We start from the raw sequence: 14,596 nt of genomic DNA on the forward strand, positions 1-14,596 counted from the left end.
GTACCGAGCTTAAACAAATAGCTAAAATTTCAGATGATTTTAGACACGCGACACTCGATGTTTTAAAAATCGCGTTTTTATCATCATTTGCACTTGAGTTTTTAGCCACTATTAGCGTGGCACTCGTTGCCGTAATTATTGGTTTTAGACTATTTTTTGGCACTCTTGATTTTGCCACTGGCTTTGTGGTGCTACTTTTAGCGCCTGAATTTTATTTACCACTGCGCCAACTAGGTAGTCATTACCATGCACGTTTACAAGGTATTAGTGCGGCGGCCGATATGGTTGCGATTTTAAATGCCCCACTGCCAAGTGACGAAAATGCGTCAGTAACTACAAGCGCACCTGAAAACAATTTAACTTTAAATACAATTAATTCAATAAGTATTACCGACCTTAATTTTATATACCCTGGTAGTAACGAAGGGATTAAAAATATAAATTTAACATTGCCAAATAAAGGCTTAATTGCAGTTGTGGGCAGTAGTGGCTCAGGTAAAAGTACGTTGTTTGATTGTCTATTAGGGTTTCACCCTGAGGTGATTAACAACCTATCTATTAATGATCAGAGTTTAAGTACAACCGATATTACTTACTTGCAAAATAATATTGCATGGATACCACAACAAGCGACGCTATTTTACGACACCATTGCTGCCAACATTAAATTGGCCAAACCCACTGCCACACAGCAAGAGCTTGAACACGCGGCAAAACAAGCTGGTGTGCTTGAATTTATTAATACCCTACCCGATGGTTTTTACACGCTGATAGGTGAGCAAGGTGAAGGGCTTTCTGGCGGTCAAAAACAACGTATTGCACTGGCTCGCGCATTTATAAAACAAGCACCAGTCTTAGTGCTTGATGAGCCCACTGCGCACCTTGATAGTCAAACAGAGCTGCTTATTCAAGATGCTATTAATGAATATGCTAAAAACAACTTAGTATTAGTTATTGCCCATAGATTAAATACCGTTAAACATGCCAGCAATATCATTGTGATGCACGATGGAAAAATAGCTGAGCAAGGTCACTTTGAAACACTTGCAGCGCAAAATGGTGCATTTGCTGACTTACTAAAAACGGCTGAACAAGGGGTGGTGCATGTGTAATTTTATTCGTTTATTAAAACTTTGTGCTCCTCATTACAAAGCTATGCTATTGGGTACATTTTTAGCGACGATTACGGTATTAGCTAATGTGGGCCTGTTGGCTATATCTGGCTGGTTTTTAGCATCAATGGCCGCTGCTGGTATTGCGGGCGTACAAATGAATTATTTTACTCCTGCCGGCACGATTCGTTTTTTAGCTATTGTGCGAACAGCATCGCGCTATGGCGAACGCCTAGTTACTCATAACGCCACGTTTTTATTACTAAGTGAAATACGTACCAATGTATTTGCAACGTTAAGCAAGCTTAACAATGTTGATTTAGCAATGAGCCGCAGCGCTGATCTAGTTAACCGATTACAAAACGATGTAGACGCACTCGACAAATTTTATTTAAACGTTTTACTTCCTATGCTGGTCGCTCTTTTAAGTGTGCCAATCATCATGCTGTTTATGTCGGCCTATAATGGCAACGTCGCCCTTATTTGCTTTACTGGCATTATACTTATTGGTGTGGTTATACCTGCCCTACTCAGCATAAAGCTCACTAAAAACAGCCATAAAGAAACACAACTTAGTGCACAACTTCGCTCTGAGCTTTCAGATACACTTACAGGCCTTAGAGAGCTTAGTATTTATCAAGCCCGTTCGCAGCAACTTAATAAGTGCGACGAATTAAGCGAGCAGTACAATCAGCAATCATTTATTCGCCACAAAGCACTGGCAAACTCAGATGGATTAAGCTTGTTGGTTGTTCAATTAGCCATGCTTGCTAGCATAGTAACCATTGTGCCGCTGGTTTACGCAAGCAGTATGGTAAATGTAGAACTTGCTATGTTAAGTTTATTTGTACTGGCAAGCTTTGAAAGCGTATTACTACTACCCAACGCGTTTATAGAGCTTCCAAATGTTTTAAAAGCAGCAGAGCGATTGTTTACACTTGAAGATAAAGCAGCTAGTACGCAAATTGAAAGTAAACATGTAGACATTGATGAAAACTTTAGCGCGCAAAATCACAAGTTAGTACTTAACAATATTAGCTACCAATATGGTGAACAAACAGCGCTAACTAATATCAGTTTTGAACTAATGCCTCAGCAAAAAGTAGCGATTGTAGGTAGAAGCGGCAGCGGTAAAACGACGCTTGTAAATTTACTTACTGGTTTATGGCCTTTGCAACAAGGCAGCATAACGCTAAACAATCAAAATAGCGTTGTTGACTTACATTCGTTAAATAATGATATACGCGCAAATGTTATAAATATACTCGCCCAGCAGCACCATATTTTTGATGGCACATTAAGTGAAAACTTACGTTATGCCGCGCCAAATGCAACTAAAGAGCAAATGATTGAAGCGCTCGCATTAGCTCAATTGAGCCCATGGTTTAATGAGCTAAAAGAAGGTTTAAAAACACGTTTAGGCACTGGCGGGCGTAACGTGTCGCAAGGCCAATCTAGGCGTATAGCCATTGCCCAAGCATTACTTAAAAACCCTGCTATTTTAGTACTTGATGAACCAACTGAGGGTCTTGATAATCAATCTAAGCAAGGGGTAATGCAAGCAATAATGCATGTTATGGATAACGCCAGCGTGCTGACAATTACGCACGATCCCGCTCTACTTGCTCAAATGGATAATGTTGTATGGTTAGAAGGCGGTAAAGTCGTCGCACAAGGCTCTCATAAAGAGCTCAGTAGCACTTATCCCGACTATATTGCGCTAACTACCCGGTTTTAAAACCGTTACTGATACATCAATAACGCCGACTTTAGGGTCGGCTATCTTTTCAAACATACTCTTTGATAAATCAATAATACGACCTCGCACATACGGGCCTCTATCGTTAATTCTTACCGTGACTGATTTATTATTAGCGAGGTTGGTAACAACGACCTTAGTGCCAAAGTCGAACTCTAAATGGGCTGCTGTGGCGGCTTGTTGGCTAAAGCGCTCTCCATTGGCAGTTGTTCTTCCGTGATATTTGTCAGCATAAAAAGATGCTTTACCAACTTGAGTAACCTCTCCAGTAGATGATTTAACAATAGGTTGGCTACTACAAGCGGCTAACGCTGAAGTAATAAAAAGAGTGACAACTAACTTAGGTAAACGCATAGGATGACTTTTATTATACAAATTAGATGCATACTAACTTGAGCTCGCTGAGTATTAACTGAATTAGGTCTAAACCGTGGGCAATAAAAAACCACCTTCGATTTATCATCTAGGGTGGTTTTTTATGCTTAGAGCAAAACGCGCGAATTATCTTACAATGCCGCGCTCTGAGCTTTTAACAAAGTCGACCATCAATTTCACAGCAGGGTACTTTTCGGCATCTTCTGTGAGAGATTCAATCGCTTCTTCAGCACCTAAGCTTTTACGATAAAGCGCTTTATATGCACGTCGTACAGCCATAATTTCATCACTTTCGAAACCACGACGTTTCATGCCTTCTTTATTGATAGCGGCAGGACCTGCTGGCATACCAATGGTAGTAACAAAAGGTGGTACATCTTTGTTAACACCTGAATACATACCAATAAAGGCATGTGCACCAATTTTACAAAACTGATGAACTCCCGAATTACCACCTAAGATAACCCAGTCGCCTACATGTACATGGCCGGCCACACTTGCATTGTTAGCAAAAATTACGTTATCGCCAATTACCGCGTCATGTGCAACGTGTGTATAAGCCATAAATAAGTTATTACTACCAATTTTAGTAACGCCTTGGTCTTGAATTGTACCACGGTGAATAGTGGCACATTCACGGATAACATTGTTATCACCCATGATTAATGTGGTTGGCTCGTTGTTGTATTTTTTGTCTTGGCAGGCTTCGCCCACAGACGCAAACTGAAAAATATGATTGCCAGAGCCAATAGTTGATGGCCCTTTAACAACAACATGAGACTCAATAATACAGTTATCACCGATAACAACATCATTGCCAATATAACTATACGGACCAACTGAGACATTGTTACCTAGTTTAGCGCCAGGTTCGATTATTGCTGTAGAATGGATCACTATTAAAACTCTCTTCTCGCACACATAATTTCGGCACTACACACTACTTTGCCGTCGACTCTAGCTTCTGCTGCAAACTTCCAAATGTTGCGACGTTCTTTTAAAAACTCAACGTGAAGATGCATTGTATCACCTGGGATCACTGGCTGTTTAAAACGTGCGTTATCAACAGCAGCAAATAAATATAGTTCGTTTTCACTACGATTTTCTACTGTTTTAAAACCTAATAAACCCGTGGCTTGCGCCATTGATTCTAATATTAGCACACCAGGAAAAATTGGCTGATTTGGGAAATGGCCAGTAAATATAGGTTCGTTTATAGAAACATTTTTAATAGCATGTAAAGATTTTCCAGGTGTAAAATCAATAACACGATCAATTAATAGCATCGGGTAACGGTGCGGTAATAAACTTAAAATTTCTTGAATATCAAGGCTATTTAATTCGTTTGCCAAAATAGCATCCTTATTAGTGTTCAACGTTATGACTTAGCCAATGCTTCCAGCGCTTTAAGACGAGATTTCATGTCTGAAAGGTTACGCAAGTGAGCTATTGATTTACGCCATTCTTTGTTTGTTGTATGGGGCATACCAGATGAGTAAATACCTGGTTCGGTGATTGATTTTGTCACCATACTCATGCCGGTAATTATAACACCATCACATACAGACATGTGACCATTAATTGCAACCATGCCACCAATTTGACAGTTTTTGCCAATGGTAACGCTTCCTGCAAGTACGGTGCAGCCCGCGATTGCGGTGCCTGAATTAACTTCAACGTTGTGCGCTATTTGACACTGATTATCGATAATAACATTGCTATGGATAATGGTATTGTCCAGTGCGCCACGATCAATTGTCGTGCTTGCACCAATTTCAACTTTGTTACCTATGATCACTGAACCAAGCTGAGGTATTTTTAGCCATTGCCCGCGTTCGTTCGCATAGCCAAACCCATCACTACCTACAACACTATTTGCTTGAAACAAACAATCTGAACCAATTTCAACATCGTGATAAATAGTCACACTAGACCAAAGCTTAGTGCCAGAGCCTATTTTAACACGTTCTCCGATAAAACTGTTCGGACCAATTTGCGCATTGTCACCTATCACCGCATCAGCTTCAATGACTGCATTAGCCCCTATAGCGGCGCTGTCACTAACAATCGCTGTTGAATGAACCGTAGCACTTGGATGAATACCCGTCGAGGCTGAGCGTGGTGTTGTATCCATAAATTGCGCTAATTTTGCGTAACTTACATACGGGTTAGCAACAATAATTTTGCTACCACTAAAGTACTGAGCATCGGCTTGGCTTACTATTACAGCGCTAGCTTGAGTAGTTTCAAGTTGCGAGCGATATTTTGAGTTCGCTAAAAATGCAATATGCCCAGAATGGGCATTTGCAAGTGTCGCTATTTTTTTTATTTCTAAAGCGCCATCACCCTGAAGTTCGGCGCCTAGAAGTTCCGCAATTTGCGAAAGCGTATAATTTTGCATAGAGTGATTATTTCTTACTAACTGCAGCTACAACTTTAGACGAAAGATCAGTTACTTCTTTAGGGTTAAAGTAAATTGTTGTGTCTTTTACTTTAACTTCGTCGAAGTCGCCGTCTTTAGCAATTTCTTCAATTGTTTTGATTATCACACCTTGAACTTTAGCAAGCTCTTGGTTTTGGCGCGCTTTGATTTCTTGCTCTAAAGGACGACCTTGTTCAGCAAGATTTTTTTGCATGCCTTGAATTTTATCACGTAGTGCATCTTTTTGAGCTTGGCTCATAGTTGTACTTTCACGTTTAAATTTTTCAGCTTCAAAACGAATATCGCCTTGTAACTTTTCAAGCTCTTGACGACGTTCAGCAAACTCAGTTTGTAAAGACTGTTCAATTTTAGCCATTTGAGGAATTTGCTTGTAGATTTCCTGCATATCAACAATACCTACTTTGTGTGCAAATGCATTCACAGAAGTACCCATCATTAAAGTTGCTAAAACTGCTACAGCTGTTGATTTAAATAATTTTTTCACAAAAAACTCCTTTAGAAAGTGTTACTAATGTTAAAGCTGATGGTTTTCGTATCGTCATCTTCTTCTTTTTGCAATGGATACGCAAAACTGATCAGCATTGGACCCATTGGAGAGATCCATTGTAATGAAAGACCGGTTGAAACCCTAAAGCGCATTGGGTCTGAATAGTCATCTAATTTAGCACGTTCATCAACGCCTAAATTTTGATAGCGGTCTACGTTAAACTCAGTATCCCATACGTTTGCAGCATCAACAAAGAAGCTAGTACGTACAGAGCTGGTATTTTCTTCATCTAAGAATGGCGTAGGAACAATTAGCTCCATACCTGCCACTGCTTTAGCATTACCACCAATACGGCCTTGTGGCACTAGAATATCAAATTCTGATGCGCCACCAATGCTACCGGTTGTAGTACCGTCTGCACCTGGCGTACCCGGAATAGACTGCGGTATACGCGATACAGCACGTGGTAATATTGTATTACGGTCAAAGCCACGAAGTTCCATTTCCGTTATACGGAAGTATTCTTGGAATGGCAGTGTTTGCTCATACCCGTTTGTAGAACCATAACCATTACCATAACCAAGCGCTGCACGCGTTGAGAATACCCAACGGTGGTCATTTGATATAGGCCAGTAAAAACGCGAATCGTAATTCAGTTTAAAGTACTGAAGATCTGAGTTAGGCGTTGTTGCTGTTAAGTTTAGAGTTTGACGCGAACCCGCTGTTGGGAATAAACCACGGTTAACTGTAATACGCGACCAACCAACACTCAGCTCATACTTAGTAAAGTCAAAGCCTGCATCTGGGTTGTCTGGATCTAAGAATGTTTCACGAAGTACACGCGTTTGCTCGTACTCTGCAATATCCGAAAGCTCTTCTTTAATCCAACGGGCGCCAAAGTTAACACGATTTACAGCATCAATTGGAAAACCAATATTTGTGCCTAAACCATAACTTTTTGATTTGTACTCAACAAGACTGAATTTACTTGCATCGTAGTTTCTGTAAAAGATGCTACTGCCTTGCGATACACCATCTGGCGTAAAGTATGGGTCTGTGTACGATAAGCTTAAGCTTTCAGAACCTGTAGACGTATTAAGGTTTAAACCAATTTGGTTACCTGTGCCTAAAAAGTTAGATTCTGTTACACCAATATTAAACTGCAGACCTAAGTAAGAACCATAAGCAAGACCAGCATTAAAGCTACCCGCTGATTGCTCTTTTACAGTAAAGTCTACATCTACTTGGTCATCCACACCTGGTACAGGCACTACGTTAAAATCAACAGTTTCCATATAAGGCAAACGTTGAATTTGTAGTTTCGAACGCTCAAGGTTTTGATTAGATAACCAAGCGCCTTCAAGTTGTGTCATTTCACGGCGAAGTACTTCATCAGCTGTATTTTGGTTACCACCAACAATAATACGACGAACGTATACACGCTTACCTGGATTAACCGATAGTGTTAGTTGTACTTCTTGCTTTTCGTCGTCAATTTCTGGAATTGTACGCACTTCAGCATTAGCGTAACCAAAACGTGCTAAGTAGCTTTTAATAAATTCTTCTGACGAAGTAACGACTGAGCCATTGTAAAGCTCACCCGCTCTAAGTGGGATAACACTTTTAATTAAGTCTTCACGGCCAAGCAAGTCACCAATAAAGTCAAAGCCTTTAACGGTATATTTTACGCCTTCGGTTAAGTTAGCTGTAACGTAAACTGATTCACGTTCAGGGCTCACTGATACTTGCGTTGAATCGATATTAAAACGTAGGTAACCACGGTCTAAATAATAACTACGAATTTTTTCTAAATCGCCTTCAATGGTTTGCTTTTGGTAGCGATCGCTACCCATAAACTGCCACCAAGGTAAATCTTGCTGCGATTCAGCAAGTTTAAGAAGCTCTTCATTAGAAAAAAGTTCATTACCCACTAAGTTAATTTGTCGGATAGAAGCTGCATCACCTTCATCAAACTCTAATTTAAGTTTAACGCGGTTACGAGGCAACTTAGTAATACTGATATCTACTTTAGCGTTGTATTTACCAATACTGTGGAAAAACTCAACTAAGCCCTTTTCGATACTATCGATAACGGTTTTATCAAGTGGTTCACCTTGGCGAATATCTTGCTGATCAAGAGACTCATTAAGCTGCTCGTCTTTAATGTCTTTATTGCCTTCAAACTCAATGAAGCTAATGGTAGGACGTTCCGTTACTTTAAAAATAACGTTGTTGCCATCACGAAGGGCTTTTATGTTATCAAAGTGCCCAGAACGATAAAGTGACTTTATTGTTTTTGAAATCGTATAGTCATCAACATTATCGCCTACGTTAATAGGAATATGTGTTAGCGCTGCACCAAGTGCTACACGCTGTAAACCTTCAACTTTCAGGTCTTCAACAATAAAGGAGTTTTGGCCTAGGGCTGCAAAACTTGCACCCAATAAACTTGTTACTGCCAAATGTTTTTTTATAGCCATTTTATTATCTTTATCCTTTACAACTGTATTACCGCATAACACCCTACTAAAGTGGTGCTTTACAATCGTGTTCTAATTAGTAATTTGCCACGCTGTAAAACTACAAACGCGATACATCATTGAACAAAGCGAAACATGTTAGAAAAATGAGCAACAAGGCGCCCACTTTAAAACCAAACTCTTGTGTCTTTTCAGAGACCGGCTTTTTACGAAAAAGTTCAATTATGTAATACATTAAGTGTCCACCATCAAGTACTGGTAAGGGTAATAAATTAAATACACCCAAGTTAACGCTTATTAAGGCTAAAAAGCCTAAAAAGGCCACTAACCCATAGCTTACGCTAGTTCCAGCGCCTACTGCAATGCCCACGGGGCCACTTAAATTCTTAACCGAAACCTGGCCTGTAATTAAATTACCAATCATGTCAAAACTGAGTGTAATTAAGCGCCACGTTTCTTTTGTGCCTCGCACGATACTATCGAGCGGGCCGTAATGTCTAGTCTCTACATAACCATCAGGCCATTGCTGTACAACAGGAGCAACACCTAAAAAGCCTTGCTCAATACCGTTATTATCAATGCGCCCTTTAGGGGTTACTGTAATGGCTTTTATAGTATCTTGTCTTTTTACACTAAATTGTAAAGATTTGTTAGCTGATTGCGTAATAAGATTAACTAATTGCTGCCAATTGCTTATTGTTTCACCGTTTACAGCCAAAATTGTGTCATTAACTTGTAAATTAGCGTGTTCTGCAGCTGAATCTTTAGTCACGGCGGCAATTGTTAAAGTGGCTTGAGGTCTAAACGGTACAATACCTAACGAGCTTAGTGGTGGCACGTCTTGCTGATCTAATTTCCACCCCTCTAAATTAAGCGTTTTAACACGTGGTTGAAGGTTTTTATCGCGCACTATCACTTCAACGCTTTCTTCACCTAAATTAGACATAAGTGCAAACGTGGCATCTTGCCATGTCGTTATGTCATCATCACCAATTTTTATAATATGTTGAGAAGGCATAATGCCCGCTTGCTCTGCCCGGCTACCCTCGGTAATGCTACCTACCACAGGCTTTACCGACTGCACACCCACTATATACATTACAGCAAGAGCAAAAATGGCAAACAAAAAGTTGGCCATTGGACCCGCTGCAACTATGGCAATACGTGCTTGTACAGATTTAGCGTTAAACGATAAATGACGTTGGTTTGCCGGCACGTCATCAACACGCTCATCAAGCATTTTTACATAACCGCCCAATGGAATAGCCGCAATCACATATTCGGTATTGTATTTATCGTGCCATTTTAATAGTGGCTTACCAAAACCAATTGAAAAACGCAGCACTTTAACGCCCATTTTTCGCGCAACCCAAAAATGGCCATATTCATGTATGGCCACTAAAATACCAAGCGCTAAAATAAATGAGCCAAGATTCCAAAAAAAATCAAACATATTAATGCGCCACTTTTGTTATAAATTCTGAAGCGCTAATACGCGCTAATTTATCGCACTCTAAAATTTCATCTAAGCTTTGTACATTGGTATACGTTGCAGCTTCAAGCGTTTGTGCATTTATTTTGTATATATCAGTAAAACCAATTTTACCGTTTAAGAATGCACTTACTGCTATCTCATTTGCAGCATTAACCGTTGTGGTCGCGCCCTGCCCTGCACTACACGCATCAATCGCTAATTGTAAATTTGGATAGCGAGAAAAGTCAGGCTTGGTGAATGAGAAATCACATATATCAGAGAAGTTTAACGGTTTAACGCCTGCATTAATTCGCTCAGGGTATGCAAGTGCATGGGCAATTGGGGTGCGCATATCAGGGTTACCCATTTGCGCTAAAATAGAACCGTCGTGGTATTGCACCATTGAGTGAATAATACTTTGTGGATGAATCACTACGTCTATATCACTGGTGTCGCAATTGAATAACCACTTAGCTTCGATAAACTCTAAGCCTTTATTCATCATAGTGGCCGAGTCTACTGATATTTTTTGACCCATCGACCAGTTAGGATGCGCCACGGCTTCACTTACAGTTACATCTTTTAGTGTGTTTATATCGCGCGTTAAAAAAGGGCCACCAGAACCGGTAAGCAAAATTTTACTTACGCCATGTTGCTGTAAATTTTGATCGCCTTTGGCATTTTGTAACGAAGAAGGTAGGCATTGAAAAATAGCATTATGTTCGCTATCAATTGGCAGCAAGGTTGCTTTATGTTGTTTAACTTTATCAATAAACAACTGACCTGACATAACTAACGATTCTTTATTAGCAAGGAGTACTTTTTTACCTGCTTCTACTGCACTTAATGTTGGCAGTAAACCAGCTGCACCTACAATTGCCGACATCACGACATCAACATCTGGGTGAGCACATAAGTCGCACATTGCTTGCTCGCCGTGCATAACAAGCGTTTGGCATGGTGTATTAGCTAAATAAGCAGATAACTGCTCAGCGGCTTGCTGGGTAGCCATAATCGCATAAAGTGGTTCGTGTTCAATACACAGCTCAGCCATTTTTTTTGCGTTTTGCCCTGCAGCTAAAACAAAAACATCAAATAACTCTTTATTGCGCGATACAACATCTAGTGTACTTAAACCAATTGAACCTGTTGCGCCTAAAATAACCAGCAATTGCTTTTGGCTCATAAACTAAGAGTCCACGCATAGCACATTACAAACATTGGAGCAGCAGCCGTTAAGCTGTCAATGCGATCTAAAATACCGCCGTGCCCAGGTAAACAACGGCCGCTATCTTTTAAACCAGCTTCACGTTTAAACATGCTTTCAAGTAAATCACCTACCGCAGAGAACAATGCAATAAATGCAGTCATTATCGCGTAGATAGGCCAAACACCTAAATCAACATCGGTAAAGTGACAAAATGCTAAAACAAAAATGATAGAAGCGACTACACCGCCTGCTAACCCTTCAATTGTTTTATTAGGGCTCACTTTTGGCATAAGTTTATGCTTACCAAAGCTCTTACCTGAAAAATAAGCACCAACGTCTGCACTCCACACAATACCCAATACGACTAAAATCAGTACAGAGCCAAAATGTGTTGATTCAGCATATTGCGCACTGCGCAGCGTATTTAGTGCAAGCCATAACGGCACAAGTGTTAATAAACCTGCAATGCCGCGCATTACTAGACCTTCATTCCACGCTTTAGCCATTTCTGGATAGCGCCAAATTAAATAACTAGCAACAATCCACCAAGCAAACGAAAGCGTAAATAAGTAATTCGCATCACCTACTAGCTTGCCACTTTCCCATAGTGATTCAATAGGCCAATGTAAATTAAGCAGGCCAAGTAAGGCTGCAATCAATACAACAAAAGCACCACGTTTGAGCTTATCGCATAAACCCATAAACGCAGACCATTCCCATGCGCCTAATAATACTATTGCACCGGCAAAGTAACTAAATAACGTAAGCGGTGTATAAAAAACCAAAGCTAATGCCGATGGTGCAAGCACAAGTGAGGTTAAAATTCGTTGTTTTAACAAAATGTGACCCTTATTCTATTTAGGTTTGAGCGAGTAATTGTTTTATTTGTTCGCCCGTACAACCAAAACGTCGCTCTCTGGCAACGTAACACGCTATAGCCTCAGCAAATGCTGCTTCATTAAAATCAGGCCAAAGTGTTTCGGTAAAGTAAAGTTCTGCATAAGCAACTTGCCATAGTAAAAAATTACTAATACGAACATCGCCACCAGTGCGAATAAGTAAATCAGGTTCTGCCTGATCTGCCATGCTCATATGCTGTGCTAAGCGCTCTTCTGTAATATCTTCTGCGTTGAGTGTGCCTTGCGCAACTTGCAAAGCAAGTTGTTTAGCCGCGTTAGCCATATCCCAACGACCACCGTAATTAGCTGCAACATTTAAGCGCAATCCGGTATTATTTTCAGTCAGCTTATGCGCAGCGTCTACCTTGCTACGTAATCCTTCAGAAAATCGTGATAAGTCTCCAATAATGGTCAGTTTTACATTGTTTTTATGAAGCTTTTTAACTTCCTTTGTTAAAACAAATAAGAAAAGCTCCATTAAAGTGTTTACTTCGTCTTCAGGGCGGCGCCAGTTTTCACTACTAAAAGCAAATAAGGTTAACGATTGTATCCCTAATTTAGTACAAAACTGAACAGATTGACGAACTGCGTCTACGCCTTTTTTATGCCCGTACACACGAGGTCTATTTCTAGCTTGTGCCCAACGTCCGTTCCCATCCATGATGATAGCAACATGTTTGGGTAAACATTGCTGTGAAATTGTGTCAGCATCTAGAACCATAAATATCGAGTATTCCATAAAAAAACGCCGCCTAGTATACCCTAGACGGCGTTTCAAAACTAATAATTTTAATAGGTCCTGTCGACCTTTCAGGATTGTAATTTATTCAATCTAGGCAGAACCCTTTGGGCAGCGCGTTTTTAGATTTTATGCATTGCTATCGCCTAATAATGGGAAATAACCACACTACGTAGGCTCTGCCTTGCCTTAAAACCAAACACACTACTACAAATTCAACCTCAAAAGATAAACAGGCCCTACTTAGATTTCCATTAACTCTGCTTCTTTAGCAGCTAATAGAGTATCCATTTCTTTGATAAACTTATCTGTAAGTTTTTGAATCGCATCATCTGATTGACGCGCTTCATCTTCAGATATTTCTTTATCTTTTAATAAACCTTTTACATCGCCATTAGCATCACGACGAATGTTACGAATAGCAACACGACCGCCTTCAACTTCGCCACGTACAATTTTGATTAGGTCTTTACGACGTTCTTCTGTAAGTGGAGGAAGTGGTACACGAATAACAGTACCTGCCGACATAGGGTTTAAACCTAAGTCAGACGCCATAATTGCTTTTTCAACAGCTTGCGCTAAAGACTTATCAAATACACCAATAGCAAGTGTACGAGAATCTTCAATTGTTACGTTAGCAACTTGGTTTAAAGGCGTTGGTGCACCGTAGTACGACACCATAATGCCATCTAGGATTGCAGGATGTGCACGGCCAGTACGAATTTTAGATAATTGGCTACCTAGTGCAGTTACACTTTTTTGCATGCGCGCTTGCGCGTCTTTTTGAATATCGTTAATCACGGTTTAATCCTAATTATTTGATTATTTCATCTGAGGCTTGTGAAGAAATAAGTGTTCCTTCTTCTTCACCCATAATTACGCGTTTTAGCGCGCCTGATTTATTCATATTAAATACGCTCAATGGCATATTGTGATCGCGGGCTAGAGTAAATGCCGCTAAATCCATAACTTTTAATTCTTTTTCAATGATTTCATTGTAGCTTAAGTGGCTGTAAAGCGTCGCTTCTGGGTTTTTAACAGGATCATCACTGTACACACCATCCACTTTAGTCGCTTTAATTACTGTATCCGCTTCAATTTCGATACCGCGTAAACACGCTGCAGAATCGGTAGTAAAAAATGGGTTACCGGTGCCCGCTGCAAAAATAACAACGCGGCCAGTTTTCAATAAACTAATTGCTTCAGCCCAGTTATAAGCGTCACATACACCATTTAGCGGAATAGCCGACATTAAACGACAGTTTACAAATGCACGGTGTAGCGCATCACGCATTGCAAGGCCATTCATAACCGTTGCAAGCATACCCATGTGGTCGCCTACTACGCGGTTCATACCTGCTTCTGCAAGTGAACCACCGCGTAAAAAGTTACCTCCACCAATAACTAAACCCACTTCTACGTCAAGCTCTACTAGCTCTTTAATTTCTTGTGCCATACGGTCTAAAACTTTAGGGTCGATGCCGAAGCCTTCGTCTCCCATTAAAGCTTCACCACTTAATTTGAGAAGAACACGTCTAAAAATAGGTTTGCGATTGATAGTCATAGTATAGGGGCCAACTTTTATTGAATTATGGATAAAAAATAACCGCGCTTATGT

The 14,596-nt window shown here is 40.2% G+C and carries 14 protein-coding genes; 2 read left to right on the forward strand and 12 right to left on the reverse strand.

Going from position 1 to position 14,596, the window contains the following annotated elements:
- Positions 1-1,112 (forward strand): ABC transporter ATP-binding protein/permease (locus H5072_RS02375; protein WP_182692559.1); only part of this gene is annotated, 1,112 nt, incomplete at its 5' end.
- Positions 1,105-2,850, forward strand: coding sequence for a thiol reductant ABC exporter subunit CydC (gene cydC, locus H5072_RS02380; RefSeq protein WP_182692560.1), 1,746 nt, complete (start codon positions 1,105-1,107; stop codon positions 2,848-2,850). The genes H5072_RS02375 and cydC, both read left to right, overlap by 8 nt.
- Here cydC and H5072_RS02385 read toward each other — a convergent pair.
- From H5072_RS02385 to pyrH, 12 genes are all read right to left on the reverse strand, one after another.
- Positions 2,833-3,225 carry a septal ring lytic transglycosylase RlpA family protein gene (locus H5072_RS02385; protein WP_024596251.1) on the reverse strand — a complete coding sequence of 131 codons (393 nt, stop codon included), beginning with the start codon at positions 3,223-3,225 and terminating at the stop codon, positions 2,833-2,835. The two genes, cydC and H5072_RS02385, sit on opposite strands and share 18 nt — an antisense overlap.
- 147 nt (positions 3,226-3,372) lie before the next feature.
- Positions 3,373-4,143: an acyl-ACP--UDP-N-acetylglucosamine O-acyltransferase gene (lpxA, locus tag H5072_RS02390; RefSeq protein WP_182692561.1), complete on the reverse strand. Its 771-nt coding sequence runs from the start codon at positions 4,141-4,143 to the stop codon at positions 3,373-3,375.
- Positions 4,144-4,145: 2 nt separating this feature from the next.
- Positions 4,146-4,598 (reverse strand): 3-hydroxyacyl-ACP dehydratase FabZ, encoded by a 453-nt coding sequence (fabZ, locus tag H5072_RS02395; protein ID WP_002958310.1) that lies wholly within the window; start codon positions 4,596-4,598, stop codon positions 4,146-4,148.
- A 26-nt stretch (positions 4,599-4,624) separates the two neighbouring features.
- Positions 4,625-5,647 (reverse strand): UDP-3-O-(3-hydroxymyristoyl)glucosamine N-acyltransferase, encoded by a 1,023-nt coding sequence (gene lpxD, locus H5072_RS02400; RefSeq protein ID WP_182692562.1) that lies wholly within the window; start codon positions 5,645-5,647, stop codon positions 4,625-4,627.
- 7 nt (positions 5,648-5,654) lie between these two features.
- Positions 5,655-6,173, reverse strand: a complete 519-nt coding sequence (locus H5072_RS02405) for an OmpH family outer membrane protein (RefSeq protein WP_002958312.1) — start codon at positions 6,171-6,173, stop codon at positions 5,655-5,657.
- An 11-nt stretch (positions 6,174-6,184) separates the two neighbouring features.
- Positions 6,185-8,656 (reverse strand): outer membrane protein assembly factor BamA, encoded by a 2,472-nt coding sequence (gene bamA, locus H5072_RS02410; protein ID WP_024596248.1) that lies wholly within the window; start codon positions 8,654-8,656, stop codon positions 6,185-6,187.
- Between the two features lie 100 nt (positions 8,657-8,756).
- Positions 8,757-10,109 carry a sigma E protease regulator RseP gene (gene rseP, locus H5072_RS02415; RefSeq protein ID WP_182692563.1) on the reverse strand — a complete coding sequence of 451 codons (1,353 nt, stop codon included), beginning with the start codon at positions 10,107-10,109 and terminating at the stop codon, positions 8,757-8,759.
- Position 10,110: 1 nt separating this feature from the next.
- Entirely contained in the window at positions 10,111-11,316 is a 1,206-nt protein-coding gene (gene ispC / locus H5072_RS02420; protein ID WP_182682332.1) for a 1-deoxy-D-xylulose-5-phosphate reductoisomerase, read from the reverse strand.
- Entirely contained in the window at positions 11,313-12,179 is an 867-nt protein-coding gene (locus tag H5072_RS02425; protein ID WP_024596496.1) for a phosphatidate cytidylyltransferase, read from the reverse strand. Before H5072_RS02425 ends, ispC begins: the two co-directional genes overlap by 4 nt.
- A 19-nt stretch (positions 12,180-12,198) precedes the next feature.
- Complete coding sequence (locus H5072_RS02430) at positions 12,199-12,978, reverse strand: isoprenyl transferase (protein WP_024596497.1); 780 nt, start codon at positions 12,976-12,978, stop codon at positions 12,199-12,201.
- Positions 12,979-13,221: 243 nt separating this feature from the next.
- Positions 13,222-13,743, reverse strand: coding sequence for a ribosome recycling factor (gene frr, locus H5072_RS02435; protein ID WP_206013162.1), 522 nt, complete (start codon positions 13,741-13,743; stop codon positions 13,222-13,224).
- 49 nt (positions 13,744-13,792) lie between these two features.
- Entirely contained in the window at positions 13,793-14,542 is a 750-nt protein-coding gene (pyrH, locus tag H5072_RS02440; RefSeq protein WP_024596498.1) for a UMP kinase, read from the reverse strand.
- Positions 14,543-14,596: the final 54 nt, after the last annotated feature.

This window comes from Pseudoalteromonas sp. SR45-5, from assembly GCF_014163565.1.
GTDB lineage: Bacteria > Pseudomonadota > Gammaproteobacteria > Enterobacterales > Alteromonadaceae > Pseudoalteromonas > Pseudoalteromonas distincta.

What these genes read in the sequence shown, in the direction of transcription:
- ispC (WP_182682332.1), bottom strand. Translation starts at nt 11,316, where the DNA reads ATGAGCCAAAAGCAATTGCTGGTTATTTTAGGCGCAACAGGTTCAATT.
- bamA (WP_024596248.1), bottom strand. Translation starts at nt 8,656, where the DNA reads ATGGCTATAAAAAAACATTTGGCAGTAACAAGTTTATTGGGTGCAAGT.
- H5072_RS02385 (WP_024596251.1), bottom strand. Translation starts at nt 3,225, where the DNA reads ATGCGTTTACCTAAGTTAGTTGTCACTCTTTTTATTACTTCAGCGTTA.
- lpxD (WP_182692562.1), bottom strand. Translation starts at nt 5,647, where the DNA reads ATGCAAAATTATACGCTTTCGCAAATTGCGGAACTTCTAGGCGCCGAA.
- H5072_RS02430 (WP_024596497.1), bottom strand. Translation starts at nt 12,978, where the DNA reads ATGGAATACTCGATATTTATGGTTCTAGATGCTGACACAATTTCACAG.
- frr (WP_206013162.1), bottom strand. Translation starts at nt 13,743, where the DNA reads ATGCAAAAAAGTGTAACTGCACTAGGTAGCCAATTATCTAAAATTCGT.
- rseP (WP_182692563.1), bottom strand. Translation starts at nt 10,109, where the DNA reads ATGTTTGATTTTTTTTGGAATCTTGGCTCATTTATTTTAGCGCTTGGT.
- cydC (WP_182692560.1), top strand. Translation starts at nt 1,105, where the DNA reads ATGTGTAATTTTATTCGTTTATTAAAACTTTGTGCTCCTCATTACAAA.
- pyrH (WP_024596498.1), bottom strand. Translation starts at nt 14,542, where the DNA reads ATGACTATCAATCGCAAACCTATTTTTAGACGTGTTCTTCTCAAATTA.